The sequence below is a fragment of the Wolbachia endosymbiont (group B) of Melanostoma mellinum genome (genome assembly GCF_947251465.1).
GTDB lineage: Bacteria > Pseudomonadota > Alphaproteobacteria > Rickettsiales > Anaplasmataceae > Wolbachia.
In genome coordinates, this window is sequence record NZ_OX366366.1 from 1,129,605 (window position 1) to 1,154,514 (window position 24,910).

General features: G+C 34.2%; 17 protein-coding genes and 1 other RNA gene. 11 read left to right on the forward strand and 7 right to left on the reverse strand.

The window, feature by feature from the left end; translation table 11 throughout:
* Positions 1-11 precede the first annotated feature (11 nt).
* The 6 genes from OPR42_RS05255 to OPR42_RS05280 all read left to right on the forward strand — a co-directional run bounded on the left by OPR42_RS05255 (position 12) and on the right by OPR42_RS05280 (position 10,444).
* A complete protein-coding gene (locus OPR42_RS05255; protein WP_265042061.1) occupies positions 12-2,543 on the forward strand; it encodes a TrbL/VirB6 family protein in 2,532 nt (843 codons plus the stop codon).
* Positions 2,540-5,446: a TrbL/VirB6 family protein gene (locus OPR42_RS05260; protein WP_265042062.1), complete on the forward strand. Its 2,907-nt coding sequence runs from the start codon at positions 2,540-2,542 to the stop codon at positions 5,444-5,446. Before OPR42_RS05255 ends, OPR42_RS05260 begins: the two co-directional genes overlap by 4 nt.
* A gap of 81 nt (positions 5,447-5,527) precedes the next feature.
* Positions 5,528-8,773, forward strand: a complete 3,246-nt coding sequence (locus OPR42_RS05265) for a TrbL/VirB6 family protein (protein WP_265042063.1) — start codon at positions 5,528-5,530, stop codon at positions 8,771-8,773.
* Positions 8,757-9,386: a WD_0853 family protein gene (locus OPR42_RS05270; protein ID WP_064085846.1), complete on the forward strand. Its 630-nt coding sequence runs from the start codon at positions 8,757-8,759 to the stop codon at positions 9,384-9,386. The genes OPR42_RS05265 and OPR42_RS05270 overlap by 17 nt, the downstream gene beginning before the upstream one ends.
* A 104-nt stretch (positions 9,387-9,490) precedes the next feature.
* On the forward strand, positions 9,491-10,039 hold the full coding sequence (gene rsmD / locus OPR42_RS05275; RefSeq protein ID WP_264375012.1) for a 16S rRNA (guanine(966)-N(2))-methyltransferase RsmD: 549 nt from the start codon (positions 9,491-9,493) through the stop codon (positions 10,037-10,039).
* An 87-nt stretch (positions 10,040-10,126) separates the two neighbouring features.
* Positions 10,127-10,444, forward strand: coding sequence for a hypothetical protein (locus tag OPR42_RS05280; protein ID WP_265042064.1), 318 nt, complete (start codon positions 10,127-10,129; stop codon positions 10,442-10,444).
* A gap of 373 nt (positions 10,445-10,817) precedes the next feature.
* On the opposite strand, the gene OPR42_RS05285 is transcribed toward OPR42_RS05280, so the two are convergent.
* Positions 10,818-11,348: a hypothetical protein gene (locus OPR42_RS05285; RefSeq protein WP_265042065.1), complete on the reverse strand. Its 531-nt coding sequence runs from the start codon at positions 11,346-11,348 to the stop codon at positions 10,818-10,820.
* A gap of 135 nt (positions 11,349-11,483) precedes the next feature.
* On the opposite strand from OPR42_RS05285, the gene OPR42_RS05290 reads away from it, so the two are divergent.
* Together OPR42_RS05290 and OPR42_RS05295 are read left to right on the forward strand one after the other, a co-directional pair.
* The gene (locus tag OPR42_RS05290; RefSeq protein WP_007302021.1) at positions 11,484-12,092 is read left to right on the forward strand and encodes a superoxide dismutase; all 609 of its coding nucleotides are present in this window, start codon (positions 11,484-11,486) and stop codon (positions 12,090-12,092) included.
* 1 nt (position 12,093) lies between these two features.
* Positions 12,094-13,368: a M16 family metallopeptidase gene (locus OPR42_RS05295; RefSeq protein ID WP_265042066.1), complete on the forward strand. Its 1,275-nt coding sequence runs from the start codon at positions 12,094-12,096 to the stop codon at positions 13,366-13,368.
* Between the two features lie 176 nt (positions 13,369-13,544).
* On the opposite strand, the gene tnpC is transcribed toward OPR42_RS05295, so the two are convergent.
* The 5 genes from tnpC to OPR42_RS05320 all read right to left on the reverse strand — a co-directional run bounded on the left by tnpC (position 13,545) and on the right by OPR42_RS05320 (position 19,148).
* Positions 13,545-14,897: an IS66 family transposase gene (gene tnpC, locus OPR42_RS05300; RefSeq protein ID WP_264330462.1), complete on the reverse strand. Its 1,353-nt coding sequence runs from the start codon at positions 14,895-14,897 to the stop codon at positions 13,545-13,547.
* A 66-nt stretch (positions 14,898-14,963) separates the two neighbouring features.
* Entirely contained in the window at positions 14,964-15,170 is a 207-nt protein-coding gene (locus OPR42_RS05305) for a WD_0736 family protein (RefSeq protein ID WP_265042067.1), read from the reverse strand.
* A 104-nt stretch (positions 15,171-15,274) separates the two neighbouring features.
* Entirely contained in the window at positions 15,275-16,486 is a 1,212-nt protein-coding gene (gene tgt / locus OPR42_RS05310) for a tRNA guanosine(34) transglycosylase Tgt (RefSeq protein ID WP_265042068.1), read from the reverse strand.
* Positions 16,487-16,987 carry an NADH-quinone oxidoreductase subunit NuoE gene (gene nuoE / locus OPR42_RS05315; protein ID WP_010402402.1) on the reverse strand — a complete coding sequence of 167 codons (501 nt, stop codon included), beginning with the start codon at positions 16,985-16,987 and terminating at the stop codon, positions 16,487-16,489.
* A 97-nt stretch (positions 16,988-17,084) separates the two neighbouring features.
* On the reverse strand, positions 17,085-19,148 hold the full coding sequence (locus OPR42_RS05320; RefSeq protein WP_265042069.1) for an ankyrin repeat domain-containing protein: 2,064 nt from the start codon (positions 19,146-19,148) through the stop codon (positions 17,085-17,087).
* A gap of 588 nt (positions 19,149-19,736) precedes the next feature.
* Here OPR42_RS05320 and OPR42_RS05325 point away from each other — a divergent pair.
* Together OPR42_RS05325 and rnpB are read left to right on the forward strand one after the other, a co-directional pair.
* A complete protein-coding gene (locus tag OPR42_RS05325; protein WP_265042070.1) occupies positions 19,737-21,965 on the forward strand; it encodes a hypothetical protein in 2,229 nt (742 codons plus the stop codon).
* 157 nt (positions 21,966-22,122) lie between these two features.
* Positions 22,123-22,472: RNase P RNA component class A (rnpB, locus tag OPR42_RS05330), an RNA gene on the forward strand.
* A 355-nt stretch (positions 22,473-22,827) separates the two neighbouring features.
* On the opposite strand, the gene OPR42_RS05335 is transcribed toward rnpB, so the two are convergent.
* Positions 22,828-23,598: a response regulator transcription factor gene (locus OPR42_RS05335; RefSeq protein ID WP_010406882.1), complete on the reverse strand. Its 771-nt coding sequence runs from the start codon at positions 23,596-23,598 to the stop codon at positions 22,828-22,830.
* Between the two features lie 323 nt (positions 23,599-23,921).
* On the opposite strand from OPR42_RS05335, the gene OPR42_RS05340 reads away from it, so the two are divergent.
* A complete protein-coding gene (locus tag OPR42_RS05340; RefSeq protein ID WP_064085646.1) occupies positions 23,922-24,899 on the forward strand; it encodes an NAD(P)H-dependent glycerol-3-phosphate dehydrogenase in 978 nt (325 codons plus the stop codon).
* The last annotated feature ends 11 nt before the right edge of the window (positions 24,900-24,910 follow it).

Genomic DNA, 24,910 nt, shown 5'->3' on the forward strand with positions numbered 1-24,910 from the left:
GTGAGTAACAGATGTTTGAACATTTGAGCAACCAAAACTTGGTTAAGCTATGCATAAGTTTTGTGATACTCTTTTTATTATCTGGGTGCGGGTGTATTAAGCCAGAAGATTCATCAGGCTTGCGTGAGAAATTGGATATAGTGTCAACAGAGCAGAAATGGGTTGATTCTGGAGTTTATATTTCGGATAAAATAAAAGTAACAGAGATTAATATAGTACCTAATAAGGTTAATTTTTGTTCGCAATATAAAGATTTTGCAATTGAACCTGGAGTAGGAAACGTTACATTACCGTTTGCGCTTAAAGATGGCGATGCGATAAGCTTTAGTGTTGTTGGAAGTAAAATGTGTAAAAACGATAATGGCGCGGTCACCTATAAAAAAATTGACGAGAGTTGCGGTGAAGGAGAGACGGAGTATTTTGCACATGTTTTAAATCAAGAGAATTGTCAAGGTGAAATATGCCCTAATAAATATATCATAGGTAACGCAAAATGGTTGAATGGAAAAGAATACTGGAATCCAAGTTTTGTAAAATCTGATCAAGATGAAAAGGAGATTGAAAATATCATTAATTCTATAAAACAAGGAGAAAATATAGACTGCAGGAGGCTTTCAAGCAGTCAGAAAGTTGAGATAGATACGTACCTTTTAAATCTTGCGTGTGAGAATACATGTTATTATGCCAGTCAAGATTGTGTGCAAATTGAATCTAATACTATAGATGGCAATAAACGTAATGTAGCTAAAAATCTTGCCAACGAACTAGCTGTTGGAAAAGTAAGTAAGGAAGAAGCTATCAAGAAGGCTGTAGATGGTATAATGGTAGTGTTAGATGATAGCAACATAGCTAAAGGACACAGCGATAGTTCAGATGGTGAAAAGGATAAAGTAAATACAGAAAAAAATACCAAGGGAGCTGTGGATGATATAAGAAAAAAGAAAATGAAGAGGATAAAGACTTACATTCCATCATTAAAGGTGTCGATAGGAAGAAAGGAAAGTTTTAAATATGTAAGGAGTGATGGTATACGAACTAACTTTGATTATAAGATCGAAAAAGAAAACTATGATAAGGGTACAGAGTTAGTATTTACACTTAAAAATGCTAAAGAAAAGAATGCTGGTAAAGGGGGATATAATATAAGGGTCACAAAGAGCCATAGTCTAGCAAAAAACTTATATATACATGTTTCTGATAAGTTTCCTGAGCACAATCCTGGTGAAATTCTGGGGGATATACCTGTGAATATCAGTGAAGTTCATAATACTGAGTATATGGAAAGATTAAAAGAAAAGCTAAAAGACAAGAGTGGCACTATATATTACGGAATAAGAGATCATGGCTGTGATTATAAGAAAAATGAAGGTCAGTTTAGCATTAACCTTACAACTAAAGAGCCACCTGTAAGAACTTTTAGTGCGATATATAATTTTTTTGATGAAAAAGTAAAAATTGCATTTTTTGGTTCCAGTTATAAAAATTCAGAATGGAATCACTCTGAATCTAGTCCCGTGAAGTCTCTTTATCAAAGTTTTGTAGCGTCAAATAGAACAAAGACTATCAGATCCACAATAGTGTCGTTATTAGTGTTATATATAACTTTATATACCCTTTATTACTTTTTTGGATTGTCTCATGCTTCTACATATGAATTTTTAATTATATGTGTAAAGATAGGAGTTATTACCCAATTGCTGAACGATAACAGTTGGAGTTTTTTTTATAACAATGCATTTTCTATTTTTGTTAATGCTCCAAAACAGTTAATAGAAATAGCAAATTTCAGAGGTACAACATCAAATGTTTTTGAATTTCTTGATTTACCGCTCAATAGGTTTTTATCAGCACACTCAGTGTTACTCATAGTATCTCTTATATTCTCTGGTCCTTTGGGTATTGTATCGTTTTGCTTGGTGATTTGGGGTTTGATAACAGTGAGCTTATCGATGTTTAACGCCTTATTTTCTTTTATCACATCTATAGCAATAGTTGCATTATTGCTTTCCTTGGCGCCTCTTTTTATTATTTGCCTTCTATTTGGATATACTAGACAGATGTTTCACAATTGGGTCAAAAATTTAGCAAGATTTGCAATTCATCCGGTAGTGCTTTTAATTTTTATATCATTAATAAGCCAGGTTATGGATTATATTGTGTATTCGGTCTTTAATTTTGAGGTCTGCCCTACATGTATACTTAATCTTAACTTAAAGATTTTTAATCCTTGTATTATTTATGGTTATGCTTCCAAACATGCACCTAATATCACCGCTATGATGGCTTTTGTGATTTTGGGACATGCTATGAAAGCTTTAGTTGAGGCATCTTCAACAATATCTGATTCGTTGTTTGGTGTTTATGTGGCAAGCGAACCAGGAAGGCAATATCAGCAAAGCTTAATGGGAACAGTAGGTTTAGATGAACAAAGTATCCAAAGAAGAGCAGGTCAGCAATCTGGTACACCAAGTCGAAGACCTCAAATACCACAATCAGCTCAAAGATCAGCACCTAAAATACCGACAAACACAGGAAATCAATGATGAGCAGAAAATCATTATTATTGATACTATGTCTTGTAATTACTGGCTGCACAATGGATTGTGTTGAACCTGGGCTGCAGAGCAGAAATACTAGTGTCAGTATAGATGTTCCAGTTCGTGAAGCTGGCGAAGGAGTTAAAATTCATTGGGTTGATTCTGGTCAAGTAATTAGCAAGGATGAGAAAATCAAATTTACTCTTGGTGGGTCAGTAAATTTTTGTCCTCTTAAAGAAGGGAAAAATCCAAAGAGAGTACTTGTGCCCGCTGTATTTTGTGCTAATGATTTAATACCAAATTACAGTAATAAGTTAATTGATAATGCTAGTCTTGATGAACGAGAAATATGTGGTGATATAGGCTTTGGAAATAATGAATTCTATAGCAATAGACGTTATGTAGATACTGGAATTAAAGCAAATCTTGGTGATAAGTTAAGCTTTAGCTTAGTTCCCAGAGAGATAACGATTAATTATGACAATCCGGAAGGGAAAGGTATCAGCTTTGATGACAATTGCTATAGAGCTGAAGAAAATGATAAAAAAGACAAAGCTACAATAAAAGACATGCTCAATGGAGGAACGTTCTTTTGTGGAGAAAGTGGTAAGAGGACTAAAGTAGAATTTCCTAAGATTAATAAAGAGAACATAGAAGAAAGAAGAGTGCTAGTTGGTAATGGCTACACTCCATATGATAATAAGGTACATTTTAATAAGGATTATATTCAAAATTCATGGATAAATGGTGCATTGTTAGATTTACGACGAACTAAAATAGGACTGGATAAATTATGTAATGGGAAAAAATGTGATTTTAATGAGATAAGCAAGTACAGCTCTTATGAGCTTAATTGTTACTATCAAAATATATGTTACAACGCAAAAGGTATAGGGGAGAATTGCGTCTCTTCTATAAGGTATGAGAAGTATGATAAAAGAAATACATGTGACATGTATTCTCACCTTAAACGTATTGAGGATGAACTAAAAGAGATTGAAGAAAATAAGAGGGATTCTAAGCAGATTGACATTAATTTAATATCAAATTCTAAATTAAACTTCAAAGAGGACAGAGAAGATATTTCTTGGGCTGAGGCTCTTGTTGCAAAAGTTGGCGATCTTAATAATCAGAATACTGCTAAAGGTATTCAATGTTTTCCAGAGAGAAAGGGTGCAAAAGGGGATAATGTGTGTTCGCAAATTGGTGATAATTTTGAACATTTTTCTTTGAAATTAAATCATGATTATAAAATAGATGAAAAAGATATAATACCTGGTAGTAGTGTGATGCTTGCTATAGCAAGCAATGGCAATTACTTTCTTCATAGAGGTGGATATCATGTTGCAGTGACTAGATCATGTAACTTCGATAGTGGTGAAAAACTGTATATGTACTTGGGTGATAGCCCGCCAGAAGATCCATCTGCTCGAAAGACTAATAATTTCAAAAAAGTAAAGAAATTAGATAAAATAACAGAGGATAATGTAGACTATTACATAATAGATGGAAGTCATTTAAAGGATAAAGAGTCTAAAAAGATATACTTTGGTATTAATGTAGAAAACGTAAAGAAAGATGATATTACGGACAAAGAAGGCAAATATTATGAAGATAACAAATACACAGTAAATTTATTTTTAAAAAGAAAAATAAACGATTTTATTTCATCAACTGTAAACAAGATTTTTGATTTCATAACAGACGGGGGTGAAGACGGAATTAAAATTCCATATGAAGGATATAGAAAGGGGCTTCTACAAGGAATAAGAGCTTTGCTTATTCTATACGTTATATTTACTGTTGTTGGCTATATGCTTGGAACAATACAATTAAGTAAATTCGATTTTATTATAAGAATATTCAAAATAGCATTTATAGCTTTTGCTTTTAGTGATAGAAGTTGGGAATTCTTTGGTACAACTTTGTCTGGGCTTTTTGTTGATGGTAGCATTTATTTAGTTGATAGTTTTTCTGGCTATATAGGAGAAGGAGGTAAAAAATTTGCATTCTTAGATTTAACAGCGGGAGTATTATTTACAGGAGAAACATGGCTGAAATTTTTGTCTTTAATGCTATCAGGACCTTTTGGCTTTATTGCATTTTTGGCAATACTTTATGCTACTTTTGTGTTTTTAAGATGCATTATTAGTGCTACGTTTAAGTATGTAATATCTACTGTTTTAGTGGCATTTTTATTGTCATTAGCACCTTTATTTATCGTATTTATTCTATTTCAACAAACTAAAACATTATTTGATAATTGGATAAAAACGCTGGCTCATGTTTCATTGCAACCAGTCATTTTATTTTCATCCTTGTCTCTTTTAAACCAGTTAATGTATTCAGTTCTATACAACCTCACAAATTTTTCTGCATGCTATCAATGCTTAATTAGTGTAAATTTTTTATCGTATGATCTGTGTCTTATGAAATCAATATTACCTCTTGGGTATAGTCCTGGTACTAGTGTTGATGTTGCGTTCAGTACTGGAGAAAGGGCTGGTGGGCACTTTGCAGCATTACCTATAGATCTAATCCAGGCATTTATATATCTCATCATTGCTAGTGCAATGGAAGCTTTTGTTTCTATATCAGAAACTATGGCGCAGGCGTTGTTCAGCTCTGGTTATGGAGTTGCTCAAAGTGTTAGTCATATTTCTAGGAGCGCATCACAAGCTATGCTGTCAACTGTTGGCCTTGATGATAGAACCCAAAATATGATACATAACATCAAGCAGGGAATGAGTAAAGATCGTAGCAAAATTGAAGCTAAATTGCCTGATACACCAAAGCAAGCAGATGGGAAAGGGAGTGCTGGCAGAGAAATGAGCAAATCTGAAACACTAAGCCAGCCAGATAAGCAAAAGGATTCTGATAAAACAAAAGGACAAGTCAAGGAAGATTGATGAGATATATGGAGTAACTAATTAAAAAGATATTTGAAGTAAGGTTTTAGAAATTTATTCTGTATTGGAAAAAGTTTAGGTATGCAATCACGCTTAGGCAAATGTTGGTTTAGGTTATTAATTTTGGTAATCTGTGTTCTGGTTACAGGTTGTAGTAAGAATGATATGCCTTTTCCAAGATGTATATCTGCTGATTATTTTGGTCCTGAACCCATTGCAATTGGTGCTCATTTTTCAAGAGATCATGATGCTTTTGTTCCAGAAGATAGAGAAATTATTGATCCTAATACTGGAGAAATTAATTATGGTTTTCACTCTAATCAAGTGGTGAAGTGGAAAGATACTGGATTTGAAACCAATGGAGATAGTTTAGTAGTACGAGTAAATGGTGCATGGACATCTTGGAGCAATAGTAATAAGAAGAAATCTCAAAGTAGTTATAGTTTGGAAAGTTTGGAGCAGTTAAAATATGCAACCAAATTTGAAAGAGGGGAAGGTGACAACAGTCTGCCTGACTTTCACTTAGTTTGTAATGATTATAAATCTAGCATACAAAAATTTTCAAGTAAGCCTAAAGCGAGTTGCACTGTAAAGTGCAAGTGCATTAATGAAGATGATAGCGCAAATACAGTATCACGTGGTGCTCCATGTTGGTTTACCAACGGTCATGGTGCTTATCTTTTGTTTAAAACGGGGAAAGGTGATCCTAACGAAAATCTAAAGTTAATGCGCGATCCTCAATATCCTACTGTACATCTAGGTTACAACTCCATGGCAGAAAATGGGAGCGGTCTTTTTACTTTAGACAGAGATAACACCATATTACAGGACAGGAATTGTAATACGGTGAGGTTAGAAAAAGGATGGAAAATATATGTAAAGATATTAGATAGATATTATCTAGATAATGCAGGTGGCTACTCTTTTGAATTTTTGAGCGGAGTGCAGAAACCAAGTAACTTTGGATTTTTTGATTACGTTTATAACTATCTAAAATGTGTATTATTGATTAACGAAAATTGTAAAAAGCATTTTGATAGCAATGATCCTGCAGCTGCACAAGCGATATTTCAAAATATAGCTGAAAAAAGTACGAGCTTTCACAATTTTGTTCTTTCCTTGCTTGTTCTATTTATAGTGATTTCATCGCTTCTTTATCTTTTTGGAATGATAAGAGAAACTAAGCATGATATGCTCATCAGAATGATGAAAATCACTCTAGTAATAGTGCTTATATCTCCTGGAAGTTTTAGATTTTTCTATGATCATTTTCTTGTTTTATTTGTTAAAGGTCTTGAACAATTGATAAGCATAATTACTAATTTTGCTCCCAACATGAACACCGGAGGTAATTCAAACGTTGCTCAAGGAAATGAAGCTAAATTGTTTAGCTTCATGGAGGATATGTTTAATAAGTTTTTTGCTTACTCTGTTTGGAAAAAGTTTGCAGCATTTTTACATTATCAAATGTGGGCAAGTCTCCTTATGATACCGGCAATTTTTATAGGGATTGTCTTATATTTCCTGCTGTGTATGTATGCTTACATAATATTCCTTTCTGGTTTTATGGGTATAGCTTTTCTTGTAGCTATAATGCCGCTATTCCTAATCTCTATTTTATTTTCACCACTGAAAAGTCTATTTGAGGGTTGGATAAAATTCTGTATTAGTTTCTGTTTGCAATCAATTATGATATTTACCCTGCTGTCATTACTTGCTGCGATGATAATGAATACCTTTTATAAACAGTTAGGCTTTACTGTGTGCTATAATAAATGGCTTGAAATAAAGTTATGTGCTCCAAAATGGGTATTTGGTGGTTTTTGTATAATTGATAAAGAATACTTTAGCTGGACTCCAGGGCAAATTTTTGTACCTTATGCTATTGGAGAGGCTTCTCCATTGAACGTAGATAAGAATATAGAAGGTATAGAAAAACTAAGCAGAATAGGTGGTACAGTAAAGTTTACTGGTGGCGCTGGATATATCCCTCTTCCACCAGATTACATTAATAAAGGTTTTCGTTATATAGATTATCCTTTCTTTAATCCAATTCCTGGAACTAAAGATAATCCAGCAGACCACTATATTGCGGAAAGTGATATGATAGTTAGTAATGGCTGTAGTGCAAAAGATCTAGTACGCTTAACAAATAGTTTATCTCATGCATCAGAGAGGGCTGACATTATATTACTGATCAACAATATAGAGAAAAGGATAGGTGATGTTAGTGAAATAATAAAACGCTACTGTCAAGATATAAATAAATGCAATAGTTATAGGGAAATAATTAATGAAATAAGATCTTTAGTGCGGAGTGCGATAAAAAAACAAGGTTGTAGAATACTGAAACTTCATGATTTATATAAGGATCCCAACAGTGAATACTGTCAGAAATGTAAAGATTGTGAGGATTGCAAAAATTATAAAGAAAATAGTGATTACCAAAGGGTGCAAGACATACAGAGAGGTTATTTAATCAACGCAGGAGAGATCTTTGTATTGTTCTTGCTTTCGTTTTTGATGTTTTCTTTGAAGGAGTTTGTACAACAGATGGGCTCAAGCATTGCCGGTGGTGGGTTTGGTGTTTACAATATATCTAGTATGTATCAAGCATCACCTGTGACTGGTTTAATGCAGGGATTAAAACAACAGATGCAAGATAAAATTGGTGGAGGGCTAGAGTCTTTAGGTAATTGGGCTACTCATGTACCGGACAGATTAGCTGGAGGTACAGCTAATTTGCTAGGTAGAATACCAGGAGTTGGGGGTGTGCTGAAATATTCTATTAATGTGCCACGTAAGCTTGTAGGTGCTACTATTGAAGCAACAAAATTTGCAACATCACCTAAAAATGATGTTGATAAGCTTGAGGAAAAAATCTACAGGGCGTTTGGAATTGATAAAGAAGATATTGCACATAGAAGAATTGATAAATATTTAGAATATTATAAAGGATATGTAGGATCACATTTGGGCTATACAATAGAAGATGCTATGAAGTTTACTTGGGAACATGGTCTCGACTCTATAGGAATTAACCCTGCTACAGGAGAAAAGGATGGTTACCAGCATAATCTACTCTATAGAGCAAAAACATATAGACGGGAATTTCTTGAGAAGCTTCATGACTACACTATTGGCCGCAAGAGAGAACCAGAAGAAGATGAATCATCAAAAGAAAATAAGCCTAATCAATCAAATCGAAAATTAGGTACGGAACCAGAAACCCTAAAAAACACTACAGAAGCTATACGTGCCGGAGAAGATAGAGAGCGTCAAGATAATGAAAGGAATGAGAACATAGAGAATGATGAAGAATCGTAATTTCAAAGGGCTAAGTTATTATGGTCTTCAGCAAGACGAAGATGGTAATATCAAGTTAAACGATTACAATGATGTTTTAAATGCGCGCAGAGCGAGGGTAGATTTGTTACTAGATAGCACTAAGCAAGGTGATGTTAGTCTTTCAAAGCTAAATAAAGCTCTGAATGAGAGACTTATAGATGATAAAGGGCTATCGTCAGAATTTGACAAAGAAGACAAAGAAATTGCACAGAAGGAGCTTAAGATGTTCTCTATTTTAGACGATCTTGATAATCTTGCAAACATTGAAAGTGAAGATCTATTAGAGGTTAGTTTGTTACTATCAGATCTTAGTTTTATAGAGAGAAATATTGTGTTGAATGCCGATCAGAGTTCTGATCTAATAGGGTTCAAAAGTCTATTTATAGAAAAAAAAGCATCTGGTGAGGAATATAGTGATGAAGAGTGTCACAATTTCCTCGATAGTATAGAGAAAATCAATACTTTAATTAAGTTAGAGTTAGAAAGTAGAATTGAAGGGATGGGTCATGATGAAAAAAACAACCATGATGATTTACAAGACGAGATTGGTCGTGCAATCAGTATAGAAAATAAATCAAAGAAAAGCGATTGATCTTGCGTTCCTCCACAAGCAACCTTCTTTCTATTAGACTGCTGAAGCTATGTTGACATTAAATGTGTATTATAAATAATTAGTTAACTTCGAACTTGTTTTATATGTTACGTGTTATTGCGGGTAAATATCGTGGAAGAAAAATAACTACAGGCAAGAATTTAGCTGCACGGCCCACTATGAGTAGTGTCCGAGAAGCAATATTTAGTATACTTTCTTCAAGAAAACCTATTTATAACCTAAATGTACTTGATTTATTCTGCGGAAGTGGCTCTTTTTCATTTGAAGCACTTTCTCGAGGTGCTAAACATGCATTCATGGTAGATGCAGATTATTACAATTTGCAACTGCCTAAAAAAACAGCAGAAGATTTTGGAATTACGAACGATATCACGTTAATTTGTTGCAATGCTAACGGATTACCAAGACCTATTTCAAAGTGCGATATAGTTTTTATGGACCCACCTTATAATATCAATCTGGTTAACTCAACTTTAGACGAGTTAGCTCACTCAGGCTGGTTAAATGATAATGCGTTAATAATTCTAGAAATGAGGAAAAATGAAGGTTTTGAGTGCAATAAAAACTTCAATATAGTTGTGGAGCGTACCTACGGTATTGCAAAAATAATTTTTCTTTCTTCACTCACTTGAATTTCTTTTGTAAACATCTATAGCTAAGCTAAGTAAGATTTTTCCGAGGACTGAAAGAAAAAATCAATTCGTTTTGGTGGGAATAGGGTGTGTAACAGCAAATCAATACGAGTTGATATACTAGAAGAAGCAGTATGGAAAGAAATGAAGATGGTACTCAAAGAACCAGAGGTAATGACAAAGGTTAGACTTTTAAAATATGAAAATAAGCAGGCAAAGGATGAGATTGAAAAACGCGCAGATAAAATAGAACAAGGTATAGAAAAATTAGCTTATGTATATGCAAGGGGTCATATAACGAAGGAAAAGTATGACTTAGAAGTTGAGAGCATGGAAAAGGAGTTAAAGGAATCAGAGATCAAAGGGAAGAAGCTATCGATGAAAAGAGGCTACAGAAAGAATTAGATTTTATCACAAACAGTGTAGAAAGTTTTTCCTCTGAGAGAGCTTAATCAAGCAGACTATGAAACTAAACTTGATATAATAAGAAAGTTAGTTCAACGCATTGAAATTGATGATGATAACGTGCATGTAGTGTTTCGGTTGAAAGAACTCGCTCGAAAGGGAGTGTTAAATAAACTGTGTCAAACCGAGAAGTAAAGTAATAAATTGATAAAATGGAGGTTTGACACAGTTTATTTAACACTCCCCAACATTCTATCGGGATGCCAGTGTCAGCTACTTGCATGACATCCTCTTGCTTCTATAGGTGTCTTTATCTCGTCTACTTTATTTTGCCACACAGATACAATGGTTTCACATGCACTTGGTAGGCTATCTATTTTGAAAAAGAAGGACTACCAACACCTTCAGCGTTTGCATCACTAAACTTACTTGCTACTTTATCAATAGTCCAAACTAGTGGTGTAATAACAAGCGCAGCAGCCCAAATGACAGCACTAACAGCATAACTCAAAACTGTTTCAACAAATGTAGCTAATGTATTACTGTGATTCCCTGCCTTATTTGATAACATAGATGAATAATCTATTAACGATTTTGTGTTACACTTAAGATCAAAACTATCTACTACTTTCGCTAATCCTTTTGCCGGCCAGTATGACAAATACGCCAATGCTAGATATAAAGGTTGCAGAATTACACTAGCTAACGCAAAAGTAGTAGTCTGAATCATAGAAGGATTTTGGTAACTACCAAGAGCTACATTTTTCACTGGCCCAACAACACTGTTGATAAGGTAAACGGATTTATAGAAACTATTTTGTGGAATTTTGTTACATCCAACACTTTTGGTAGGAACATCTCCAAACTTAGCATATTTCTTAAAATTATCATATAAATTTAACATATTACCCCTCTAAAATAAAAACATAATTATCTTACTAATATCGCTTGTTTTAGAATAAATGCAATCACTACCTAACTAAATTATCTGTTGCGCAAAAGCACATATTACCATACCATCGAAAATAAAGAGGTCAGCATGAGTTTTACTTTACCTGAGCTGCCATATGATAAAGCAGCTTTAGAACCTTACATATCTGCAAATACATTGAATTTTCATTATGATAAGCACCATAAGGGATATTTAAATAAACTCAACGAACTGGTTGAAAACACAGATTATCAACATATGGAAATTGAGGAATTAGTAACGAAAGTTCATGGAAATAATAATACAGTTCCTATTTTTAACAATGTAGCACAAGTTTGGAATCACACTTTTTATTGGAATTCAATGAAAAAAAATGGTGGTGGTAAACCTAAAGATGATGGTCTTCTAGCAAAAAAAATTCAAGATGATATCGGTGGCTTTGACAAATTTTGTGAAGAATTTTCAAATTATGGAGTAAGCCAATTTGGTAGTGGATGGGTGTGGTTAGTGCTTGAAAAAGGAAAACTCAAAATCACTAAAACTCCAAATGCGGATCTACCGCTAATTTATGGCCAAGTGCCACTACTTACTATGGATGTATGGGAGCATGCATACTATTTGGATTGCCAAAATCGCAGAATTGACTACATAAAAGTTTTTCTTGATCATTTGATCAATTGGGATTTTGTAGAAGAGAATTTAAAGAAGAATATATAAGATGAATATACCACAAGTAACAAAACTAGATAATGATCTGCGCATAATAACTGAGCGAGTGCATGAAGTTGATTCCGTAGCTTTAAATATACGAGTTGGTGTTGGCAGTAGAGCTGAAAGTGCAAGTCAAAATGGAATATCTCATTTCCTAGAGCACATGGCTTTCAAAGGAACGAAAACGAGGACTGCATTTGAAATTGCAAAAGCTTTTGATGATATAGGTGGAGCCTTCAATGCCTGCACCGGTAGAGAAAGCACCAGTTATTATGCAAAGGTTCTTAAAAAAGATATAAAAACTGGCATTGATATATTAATAGATATATTAATGAATTCTACATTTCCAGAGGATGAATTGGAACGCGAAAAGGGTGTTGTAATACAAGAGATTTTTCAAACTAATGATTCACCGAGCGATATCATTTTTGATAAGTATTTTGAAGCAGCTTATAAAGATCAACCATTTGGTAGGTCAATCTTGGGTACGCAAGATACTGTCAAATCTTTTACTCGAGCTAATCTAGATAACTACATAAATGAGCATTACTTTGGCGAGAACATTATATTTGCTGTTGCAGGAAATGTTGAACATGAGGAGGTTGTTCAATTAATCAAAGACTTTCTCTCAAAGATTCATTCAAAAGAGCTGAAAAAAATCGAGAATGCAAGTTATACCGGTGGTGAGTATTTAGAACATCGTAAATTAGATCAAGTACATTTATTAATTGGTCTACCTAGTGTTTCTCGTGATGATAATAGATATCACACATTCAAAGTTCTTGATGCCATACTGGGAAGTGGCATGTCATCACGCCTGTTTCAGGAAGTAAGAGAAAAGCAGGGGCTTGCTTATTCCATTTACTCATTCAACTCTAGCTATGCTGATACAGGAATGCTTTCGATTTTTGCTGGTACAGATAGCAGTAATCTAGATAAGCTTTTGAAAGCTATAACGACAGAGTTGAAGAAATTGTCTACAGATGATTTAAAGGAAGAAGAAGTAAATAGAGTAAAAGAACGAGTAAAATCTCAAATTTTAATGTCACGCGAAAGTGTTAGCTCGCGTGCTGAAACGTTAGGACACTACTACGGTAACTATAATAAATACATCAGTAAAAACGAATTAATAGAAAAAATTAGTGCTGTTACTATTTACGATATAAAAAAAGCAGCAGAAGAATTGCTATCTCAGCATGAAAGAATTACTTTAGCTGCGATTGGAGAAATTAATTCATTGCCAAGTTACGATAAAGTGGTTTCTATGCTTAGTGTACTTTAATTATGTTGCTTATGCTCACTAAAAAGTTCAATGAATGGTTGCAAAATCCTTTCTATAAAAAGTTTGCTTTCTGGTTCATCGCATATACCACTAATCATTTTATTGAAAGTTTTTTCGCTGTTTTGTAAAAATAAATAGCTTTCTACTGATTGCACGTATCCGTTCAGAGGTGTGGTTTAAGAAACAACAGCTAGCAGGTTTTGAAAAGGGTTTAATTCCTTTTGTTTCCAAGTCAGATACAACGAAATTATCCGCTCAAGAAATCTATTCCCTCGCTCTGACTGTGCAAAATATGAATTCTTACGATAGACAACATAATGCCGTATCTGTCGCTCAACATGGTTATTCGTTAATGGAATATTCTCTGGGTCATCCAAAAATGTCCACATCATTGACTCGGATTTTATAATACCCTTTACCGTTCGTGAAGCTCCTTTTGCTTCAAGTATATAAGATATTTTTATCATGCAGTACTGTATGTATCTTCGTAATTCTTTAGCTTGCTTAGTGAACTTTGAAATACTAATTTCATTTTCTGACAAAGCGTTTTTTAATACAAACAATCCATTAGCTGCGTCTTTTAAACAATGGCCAAGTCTCATTACTTCACTATTCCAACTATGAGATAACCTCTCGAAATTTCTCAATAAGTGAGCCCAACAAATTTGTCGTTTTTCATCACTGAAGTGGTTGTAAACTGCATATCTGTCAGTAATTACCAGGTTTTTGTAATCACAAAATGCACTATTCTTTAAAAATTTCATTCCTCTTGTATCTGCTAACTTCATAAGACTTGCTTTATTGTTGGCAAACATCCAGCACCATCCCAATTTGCCTTTGTTGTAGTGACTGGTTTCATCAATATGCAAAATTTCGCTTGCTTTTATTTCTTCCTCTATTTGTTCATAGGCTTCTTTACATTTTGACGAAACCCTTGCTTCACTATTGGACACACTACCAACACTTATACTCATGTTAAAGATGTCTTTCATAATATTCGCTATTTCTCGCTTTGAATTCTTATAAAACCCACTTAGTGATGCAACTACTGACTTAACTCTAGGACCAAAGGTATCCGGTGTAACTCCTTCTGGTAATTTGCTACTCCTTCTTTTTCCGCATTTACGACAGCGACCATGTTCTAATTGATACTCAACTACGTAAGGCTTAATTTCTGGTAAATCAACTTTTTGATAGACATATGGTTTTTCCGATATTGCGATTTCTTCACCACACTCGCATCTATTTGGTAACTCTACCTTCACCACCTCATCTGCTTCCATTTTAGCTCGGCAATTCCCCTTATGTCCAACTTGACCACCTATCTTCCTGCCGCCCTCTGACTTATCTTCTGGTGTGTCTTTTTTTATTTTGTACAGCTCTTTTGAACTTGGTAAAGATGAATTCCTTGAGTTTAAGCCGAGTCTCTCTCTTAGTTCAGCATTCTCTATTTCTAAGATTTTATTTTTTTCTTCAAGCTTTGCTACTTTCTGCTCTAAGTTTTTACATAACTCTACAATACTGATCAACAATTGAAGCATCTAGCCTTACTTTACTATCAACATTTTGTGTTATTACTACTTTAATATATTATGTCAATTGTTTTTTATCCTTGCCACACCTCTGAACGGATACGATTGCACAATAGACAAGGCAGTTAAAATTCCTCCTATCACTAAACAAGAAGCTATAGCAGGTACGGTACCCACTGCAATTCCAGTTGCGATTAATGATAAACCAGCTAAGAGTGTAAAGGCTGAAACGCAAAACGCTATTTGATGTTTTTCTTTATTTTTAACCATAAATGCCTCACAAAAATTATATTTCTAGTATATCCGTATATATAATGTACTGTCAAGTTTTTAAAGAAGATTAAAAAATGCAACGCACATGTGCAAAATATGAACTAGGTATATAATTCACAATGCAGCGGTATTTCACTAATCCAATTATTTTTTTCCTGATCTAGCCTATCATTCAATATTGCTTGTCTTATTGATTCCATCAACTTATTCATGAAGAAAACATTGTGAATGGTAACGAGTGTATAAGCCAGCAACTCTTTAGCTTTCAGTAGATGGTGTATATAAGCTCTTGAATGTTTTCTGCAGGTAAAGCACAAACAATCACTCTCAATTGGGTTATCATCTAGTTCGAATCGTTGATTTCGCAAATTAATATGCTCTTTGCACTTTGAAGAAATAGAATCTCTATTTTTTACTTTAACAAGCGCGCCACCATGTCTTGCGAGGCGAGTTGGATGCACGCAATCAAATGTATCAACTCCAAGCTCTACTCCACGAAAAATGTCTACAATTCCACCAATACCAAGCAAATGAGTAGGCCTATCTTTTTTTAAATGTTTCATAGTAAAGGAAACTACATCATACATCTGCTCTTTACTTTGACCAAGTGATCCACCTATTGCTTGACCAAAAAATGGCAAATCGTTGATAAAATCACAACTTTCTCTACGCAAATCTTGATACACTCCGCCTTGACTAATTCCATAAAGCACCTGTTTGCCATTATTATTTTTTTCAAATTCATTTAAAGAACGTTCAGCCCATCTATGGCTCATGAGCATCGATTTCCTTGTGTACTCCTTGCTGACGTGAAATGGAGTACATTCATCTAAAACTAAGATTAAATCTGCACCTAATTTTTGTTGAATTTGTATCGACTTTTCAGGAGTTAGACAATAAGTTTTACCATTTATGTAAGAACGAAAAATTGCCCCATCCTCGTTAATTTTGATCAGAGTTTTTTGTTTCTGTCTTACTCCCTTTATCTCTTCTGAAACTGATCCGTGTCCTAAACTAAATATCTGGTATCCACCAGAATCAGTGAGCATTGGCCCACTCCATCCCATCATCTTGTGCAAGCCACCAAGCTTTGCCACAGTATCCTCTCCCGGTTGGAGCATTAGGTGATAGGTGTTGGAAAGTATTATCTGAGTACCTGCTTCTCTGATTCTCTCGATATCTGCAGCTTTAATAGCAGCTTTGGTTGCACAAAATATAAATGCTGGTGTTTCTATACTTCCATTTGGAGTTTTGATCGTTCCAACTCTTGCAGAACCTGATTGCTTGGTTATCCTAAACGAGAACTTTTCCATCTATTTACTTGAAAGTTCTGCTATGATATTTTCCACTTTTTCAGGAGTGAGGTTTTCATAAAAATCGTTATTGATCTGTACAACAGGGGCATTAACACATGCACCAAGACATTCAACTTCCTTTAAAGTAAATAGATTATCTTTAGTGGTTTCACCGATATTGATTCCAAGCTTCTTTTTAAAGGTACTTAAAACTTCCTCGCTATTGCATAACCAGCAAGGAGTTGTTCTACAAACTTGTATTAGATATTTACCTACTGGCTTTAAATTATACATGGTATAAAAATTTGCCACTTCATACACGCGAATATGTGGAATATGAAGCATGTCAGCAACGTAGCGCATGGCAGATTCAGGAACCCATCCGCATTGTTCTTGTACTAGATACAGTAAAGGCATAACAGCGCTTCCTTCTCTACCTTTAGGATACATCTCTATAGACTTTTTTGCTTTGCTAAGATTGTCTGGTGTAAAACTAAACTGCTCTTCTTTCTCTTTCATCTAATAAGGTTCATGTAAATCTCAACAAATTATACTTGAAGAGTTAACAATTGCAATTAGACTTCTTGCATAATCTAAGACCTACTGTAAACCAAGCTTAGTATAATCCAATTTGACGTACCTTATTATTTTTTTTACTTTGTAATTGATCTACATGAGAAACTTTTTCACCACTTTGTAATCTTTCTCCCTGAAAAATTCCTGCAGGCCTTTCAAAGTACCCACGTTCAATAGCATTGTAAACTGAGTAACCACCAAATAAGCAATTTTTTCCTATTTCTTCTCCACAATCTTTTAATTCTTTCAACCTCTCTTGATCTCTTACTTCTACCTTTATCCAGTCTTTATTTTGCTTATCAGGATATAACCTAACGTCTAACTCTCCCTTAGTGGTAGGGAAAGTCAACACTATATCACTATCGTCCGCAAGATTGGTGTAATTCCTTATACCATTCTTTGTTATAATTGCTACCTCACTTTTACCAATCTTTATTATATCTCTTTCATAGCCTATGTTGCCCTGAGCTCGCCTTAACTCACTAGCTTTTTCTGTGAGCCTTGCAACATTTATCATACTATCTTCGGAATATTCCGAGTATAAAGTAGTGTTATCTATTTTTGCATTCTTTACCATACCATTAATAACTGCTCCTTTTATAACTTCCATAAAATCTAGGGTACTCTCTAGATAATCTAGATAAGCTTCTATCATATTTTCTTTGTGCTCTTTAAATTCAGATTCTAGTGTATCAATTACTTTCATATTATCTTTATTATATAACACTGCCCCTATTGATACCAACTTGCATACTATCTTGCTTGCAACTTCAGGATTCTTTCCTAACTCACCAATCCTTTCCATAACACAATCTGTAAAATTACGCTTCTTATCTTGAGAAAATCGTCTATTAATCCTTCCTCCTGAGAGAATAGCCTCATTTACAACTCCTTCTAGTTCATCCATATTTTGAGCTTTAGAAACTTTATCTAAAAATTCTTTTAGCTTTATCTGTCGATTCGGCGGTAAATTACTCCATAAATCCCTAGAATAATACTCCTTCTCATCATAACTTGACCATTGTAAATTGATTGCATCTGCTTTCAAAAGTAATCTTTTTACTTCAAATTTATTTGCTCTTTCATCAGTACCTGAACGAGCAAAAGAATCAAGATTTTTAGCATGTTGATGCACCTGCAACTCTCCTTCATTACTTCGAAGATTCAAAACCATTCTTAGATCTTGATCATTCCCAAAATCATCTAAGAATTCTTGTAGATCTTCAACAACTGAATCACCTTCTGAGTTATTTACTATATCCAACAACTTTCTTCTCAAGCCCCCCTGTCTCTTAGTTAAAACGTAACCTGAACCATCTTCGAACCAGTCTTTTGTTTCCATTATAGAGCGTAACTTATCACTCAACTTCTCTCGCTTATAAGTCACAAAGTACTTTTCAATATGTTCATGATGATTATCACGTGCAACTTGCAGAGGAGTTTTTCCTTGTTTATCACCTTGATCAGAAATAGCTCCTTTCTCTAAGAGTAAAACTACGCCTTCAGAACAACCAACACTAGCAACATGATGCAAAGGCGTTTTTTTTTCATTATCTTCTGCATTAAGGTCAGCTCCCTTTTCTAAGAGAGCAGCTATACTATAAGGTCCAGTAGCATAGTGTAATGGTGTCCTTCCTTTATCATTCTTGATATTAGGGTCAGCTCCTGCTTCTAAAAGCAAACTTACGGCACAATCATATTGTTTTCTTGCCCAAGCCATACTTGATATTATGTGCAATATCGTCAAACTAGACTCTCCCCTTTCACAATTAAGAACGGTTTTTAGATTTTGATTATCTTTATTATTTAATAAAAACTTTTGAAGTTGTCGGTAACTATCTCCTGCACTCAAAGATCTCATTGCACTAAAAATAGATAGCAATTCCTCATCTAACTCTTCTTGACTGTCTGTCAACTCAGTTGTAACAAGCCACGCACACATTAAATTATCAAACGAGCCTTTTGTAGCTTCAGCAATATCTACCAAATGACGCCTATCAGGAAACATGAATAAACTTTTAATCAATTCATATTCATAATCCTGTTGTAGCTCGTTTTCTATTCTACTTTCCTTATTAGAATCTTCCCCAGTAACTTCTGGCATATTTACTCCTCACTTTATAAAACCGAATGTAATTATAACAAATAAAGCTAATGCAAGCTAGCTTTCTACTACTTCTTGTATAGTTATATCACTAACACGTAGCGGGATTATAAACATTAAGAAATTAACTAGATGGAAAAAAGGCAAAAGAATCCCCTAGTAGTGAGTTTTATAATGTAAATTGGCGCCGTAATAATGTGCTAACGCTTAAAATAAGCGCGATTTGGCTGAATGTAGAAAAAATAAAAAAAGCCGCTATAATTTTATGTAATTCGCCAATAAATACTCTGAGTTTTTTACTGAATTTTGTCATTGAGCCTGCAGATCAAAACAAGTTTTGAGTCATAAATACCCTTGATGTCATGGTAAGGGTATTTGGGGGATTTGTAAAGGAATTTCTGTTGTCAACAAGCTGCTAAATTTATTATATGGTTTCAAAGGAAACATATTGTCTATGGGAAATCTGGGTTTATTAGCGTATTATCTTAGAGTACTTAAAAATTAATTTCTTAATTTTAGTTAAAATTTTATTGACGTTACATATAGAAATAATCATAATAGCGTTTTATTAAAATTTTAAATATAATTATGTCTATATTAAGTAGATTATTTAGAGTTAATACAACTACACTGAAAGTTAAAGAAGCGATAGGTTTTAACCCAGTAAACGTAGGGTTGATTGAAGGAAATGGAGTTACTTATGGACTCAGCTATCAAGATAACGGCAATGGAAGCAGTAGAGTAAAGTTACTTATTAGTCCATTATATCAATCGAAAACATACGAGTGTGATACATGTGTCAACGTAGCAAATGAATTCAAGGGCCAATTATCTCCCACACTAATAGAAAATTCAGCTGAAGTAGATAAAGTTGGAGTTATTTTTCCTACAGGAGAAATTAACAAAAAAGAAAAGTGCATCAAAGGCTTAACATTCAACACCTACGAAATCAAGCATTCAACTAATATTCCCTTAGTTGAATACGTAGGAAAAGTAAAATTATACAAGAACATTGATATACATAATCTTGCAAATGAAGACAATAGTTACTTTCAACCAAAAGCAGTAAAAGTTGGTAAAGGTAATGTCATTGTAATCGCTCATAACTTAAAGGATCAAGCTTTAGTTTCTTGGTATTTACAATCAGACACGAATGGAAAATTTAAAGCTTTATCTGGAGCAAACGGCATCATAGAAAGAAAATTATTCAAGTTTAATAATCCAGGGCAATTAGTACTAGATGAAAATACGATGCTTTATTCGCAAGTGGGAAAAAATAGTATTGAAAATCAAGAGGTAAGAACAAATATTTTTAAGTTCGATATGGCCAAAGTGGTTGAGGATCTAAAAAGTGGAAAGAAAGATGAATGTTTGCTTAGTAAGAGATGTCAGATAGATAATAAAGCACTATCTCTTTCCAGAGAATATGAAATAAGCTTTTTACAGTATGTGAAACAAACTGAAGGCGATGATCAGGTTGCTTTTCTTGCAAAAAAACAATCTTCTAATACGCAAGAATTGCATTTAGTAAGCCTTGCTAAGAAAGGACCAAAATCAAATTTTACTGTTTGTGAATGTGAAGATCCTATAGAACAATTGTACGTTAAAGACAATGGCCAAGGAGGTTTTATCGTCACTGCGGTAAGTGGAGAGAGTATTATAACTTTTAATAGAGAGAGCTCTGGAAAATCTTCTGAAGCAACGATAATACCGACAAGCAGTATCAAAGCTCTCAGTGATTTTGTTAATATCATTAACGGCCAATTGATGCCTAGTATTATTTCCAGCAGTACTGTGGCTCCTATAACTGTTACAGAGACGGTTGTGACTTCTAAGAAAACGACGACTGCTGCAATTACTAGCACAACAGAAACCGACACTGTAAAGACTACCAAATTAACAACAGAAGCATCAACTATCATTGTACCAACTTCCACAATGAGTAAATCTTCAACAGAGTCAACAACTCAGGCAAGTACAGTAACAGTGGAGTCAACAACAGTAGCATCAACTACCACTGCACCTACTTCTACAACGAGTAGGCCTTCAACAGAGTCAACAATTCAAACAAGTACAGTAACAGTGGGGCCAACAACAGTAGCAAAAACAACTTCTACTTCACAAACGACCACGGTTGCTAAAACGTCAACTAGTGTGCCTTCGGAAACTGAGACAAGTACTGTAAAATCTACAGCAGCGACTGTTGAGTCAACTTTTACAGCAAGCAGTACTACGATGAGTAAGCCTTTAACAGAATTAACAACTAAGATGAGTACGTCATCAGAACCAACGACAGTAGCTGAAACTATTGCGACTTCACAAGCAACTATGATTACTACAATGCCAACTAATGTGCCAACAACAAACTCAGAGGCAACTATACAAACAGTGTCCACTATATCAAATACTGGAACAAAGGTAACAACTCCTTTGTTCACTACAACTTTACTTCCTCAAACTACTCTTTCAACACAGCCCGCTCAGCTTGCTATAGAGTCTAATAGGGCAGGAATGATAGGTGGGTCTTTGGTTGGAGCGATAATAAGTATTGCTGGAATTATAGGATTCATAGCATACAAATATGTTAAGGGTCGTAATTCTGTCCCTGTGTTAGAACTAACTAATTTCAATGATAGAAGGCGATCATCTTCAAGTGGCAATAGCGATGAAGAAATTTTTATCGCTAATAACAGAATGAGACATATATCTATGCGAACTATGGATCAATCTGAAACAGTGCTAAACAGTATATCGGTGGAGAGTAGTAGTCGGTCAAGAAGTAGCTCATCGTCTTCAAGCGGTGGACCAGGATCTTGACTGACTGAGCTAGAGTCTAAAAGTGAAAAAAGCTTATCTTGGGATAGCAATGATGTACCGGAATATCACCTTTAGCTATTTGTCTGAATGTTTTTAGTATGTAGACTGTTAGGAAATTTTCTTTTGCTTTTGTGATTTTAATGTTAAAGTATAATTTCTAGGTGAAATAAGTAGCTGCTGTTGTGTGATAAACACAGCAGAGGAAAGTCCGAGCTCCAAGAAAAGGTAGTGACGGGTAACGCCCGCCGGAGGTAACTCCAGTTATAGGGCTACAGAAAATTACCGCCTAAAATATTATTAGGCAAGGGTGAAAAGGTGTGGTAAGAGCGCACCATAACAATGGCAACATTGGTAGTCAAGTAACCAACACTAGGAGCAAGATTAAATAGAAGTAGATTTTATGTTTTTCTCATATCTACTCGGGTAAATCGCATGAAGTAAATGGTAACATTTACTCCAGATAAATAGCTACATAAACAGAACTCGGCTTATATTTCACCTAGGCAATGCATGAATGTCAGCCATACTATGTAAATGTATCAAACATTTCACATATCCTGTACGCTCAATTTGACCACCTATATTCCTTTTACTTCTTGGCTTATCTCTTTTTTTATTTCCTTTTGAACTTAACAAAGCTTGAATTTTAACCGAGCTTTTCCTTTAACTCGTCATTCTCTATCTCTAAAACCTTATTTTCTTACCTATAACTTTTTAGCTTAGCTTCCAACTTTTCTATTTTTTGCTGCAAGTCTTTGTAAAGTTCTAAAAGACTAACCATGTTACCTCACTTTTACGATTGGTTTTTATCTTATTTCATCTACCTATTTTGTTGCTTCAATGAATGGGTGAATAAAGCATTTCATGCGTTGTCCTTCACTTGTTCTGCTTGATAGTCACTACTGCTTTCGCTTATATTAACACTAGAGTATTCTTCATCGTCAACATACTCTTTTAGAACATATCCTCTACCCCAAACGGTTTCTATGTGGCTTATTCCATCATTTGCACTTTCAAGTTTTTTACGTAATTTACACATAAAAACATCAACTATTTTGTTGTCTGAAGGTTCGTCCAAGCCATTGTAAAGATGGTTTAAAAACATTTCTTTTGTCAACACTGCTCCTTTACGCAATGCCAGCAATTCTATCATGGAATACTCTTTGTTAGTAAGGTGAACTGTTTTGCCTTTTACCTCAACAATCCTGTGATCAAAATTGATATTCATATTACCAATCTTTATCACTGATTCGGGATGGCCTTTAGTACGTCGGACTATGGCCTTAATTCGAGCTAATAATTCGCTCTTGTGAAATGGCTTGGTTAAGTAATCGTCGGCACCATACCCAAGTCCTTTAGCTTTATGGTTGGCAGCGGAGATACACGAAAGTATTAAAACAGGAACTTTGATTTTTGCACTTCTTAATCTTAACAGTATATCATATCCATCAATATCACCAGGCAGGTGTATATCTAGAATAACTAGATCGTAACAGTCTCCACCCGAGGAAACCATATTATTGTTATAATCTTGTGCAGAAGTAACAACGTCGCAAAAATGTCCATCAGAAGTTAAGGCATTAACTACAGTCCTTGCACTTACTTGATCATCTTCAATTAATAATATACGCATATTTTACACCCCATAAATAATTTATAATTTTAGTAATATATATAACCAAGGAAAGTAACAAATCAAATTTTTATTAATGAATAATAGAAATTACACTTATTAATTAATAGTTAATGTGTCGTTCCAAAATTATACAAATAGATCTAAAATACAATAGATATACTATAATAACACTATTTTTAGTAAATATTGAATAGAAGCTATTTTTATTAAAAGAATACTTAGGTTAATAGATATTTAAACTATTTTATACTTTTATGTTATATTTTTAATTTACTTATTCTACAGTTTTAAATTATAAGTAATACTTTCAGGAATATTGAGTGGTAATATCAGTTTTAGGTGCTGGCGCATGGGGTACAGCAATTGCGATTTCATTAAGTAGTAAGAAAAATGTAATTTTGTGGACTCGCAATAAGGCCATATTTGAATCAATTAAAGAGAAAAGAGAAAGTGACAAGCTACCTGATTGTCCAATTTCTGATAATGTATCAGTAAAATTAGCTATTGAAGATGCAGTTAATGCTTCAGTAATAATTCTAGCTGTTCCCACTCAGTCTCTAAGGGAGATATGTCATCAATTGAATGATTGTAACCTAAAAAAAAATGTAGCAATAATTTTGGCTTGTAAGGGAATAGAAAAATCTACATTAAAATTACCTAGTGAAGTAGTCAATGAAGTTTTACCTAATAATCCTCTTGCTGTTTTTTCTGGTCCTAGCTTTGCTATAGAAGTTGCAAGAAAATTACCATATTCGATGGTTCTTGCATGTCAAAATGAAGTATTAGGTTTAAAATTAGTATCAGAGCTACAGCAAGAAAATATTAAATTGTACCTTAGTAGCGATGTTATAGGAATACAGGTTTGTGCAGCGTTAAAGAATGTTTTTGCTATAGCATGTGGGGTTGTTCTAGGTAGGTTTGGGTTTAATGCTCATGCAGCATTAATTACGAAAAGTATGAGTGAAATTAAGGCTTTATACTCAGCAAAAGTTGGTGACGGCAATGTAGATATAAATACACTACTTGGACCAGCATGCTTAGGCGATTTGGTTGTGACATGCACATCATTAAATTCAAGAAATCTATCTTTTGGATCTAAAGTAGCTAATAGTAATGGTTCTAGTGCTCAGCAGATTTTATCAGAAGGTAAGTCGGTAATTGAAGGTTTTAACACTGCTAAGTCTGCATTTGATTTAGCAGAAAAGCTAAAGATAAAAATGCCCATATGTGAAGCGATCTATAGATTGCTATATGAAAATACTTCTATAGAAGATACTATTTCTGTTCTTGTAAATTAGTTTTATATTTC

Coding starts and splice junctions, on each gene's coding strand:
- OPR42_RS05295 (WP_265042066.1), top strand. CDS start 12,094: ATGAATATACCACAAGTAACAAAACTAGATAATGATCTGCGCATAATA.
- OPR42_RS05270 (WP_064085846.1), top strand. CDS start 8,757: ATGATGAAGAATCGTAATTTCAAAGGGCTAAGTTATTATGGTCTTCAG.
- OPR42_RS05305 (WP_265042067.1), bottom strand. CDS start 15,170: ATGGTTAAAAATAAAGAAAAACATCAAATAGCGTTTTGCGTTTCAGCC.
- OPR42_RS05285 (WP_265042065.1), bottom strand. CDS start 11,348: ATGTTAAATTTATATGATAATTTTAAGAAATATGCTAAGTTTGGAGAT.
- OPR42_RS05255 (WP_265042061.1), top strand. CDS start 12: ATGTTTGAACATTTGAGCAACCAAAACTTGGTTAAGCTATGCATAAGT.
- OPR42_RS05325 (WP_265042070.1), top strand. CDS start 19,737: ATGTCTATATTAAGTAGATTATTTAGAGTTAATACAACTACACTGAAA.
- nuoE (WP_010402402.1), bottom strand. CDS start 16,987: ATGAAAGAGAAAGAAGAGCAGTTTAGTTTTACACCAGACAATCTTAGC.
- rsmD (WP_264375012.1), top strand. CDS start 9,491: ATGTTACGTGTTATTGCGGGTAAATATCGTGGAAGAAAAATAACTACA.
- OPR42_RS05265 (WP_265042063.1), top strand. CDS start 5,528: ATGCAATCACGCTTAGGCAAATGTTGGTTTAGGTTATTAATTTTGGTA.
- OPR42_RS05260 (WP_265042062.1), top strand. CDS start 2,540: ATGATGAGCAGAAAATCATTATTATTGATACTATGTCTTGTAATTACT.
- tgt (WP_265042068.1), bottom strand. CDS start 16,486: ATGGAAAAGTTCTCGTTTAGGATAACCAAGCAATCAGGTTCTGCAAGA.
- OPR42_RS05320 (WP_265042069.1), bottom strand. CDS start 19,148: ATGCCAGAAGTTACTGGGGAAGATTCTAATAAGGAAAGTAGAATAGAA.
- OPR42_RS05335 (WP_010406882.1), bottom strand. CDS start 23,598: ATGCGTATATTATTAATTGAAGATGATCAAGTAAGTGCAAGGACTGTA.
- OPR42_RS05290 (WP_007302021.1), top strand. CDS start 11,484: ATGAGTTTTACTTTACCTGAGCTGCCATATGATAAAGCAGCTTTAGAA.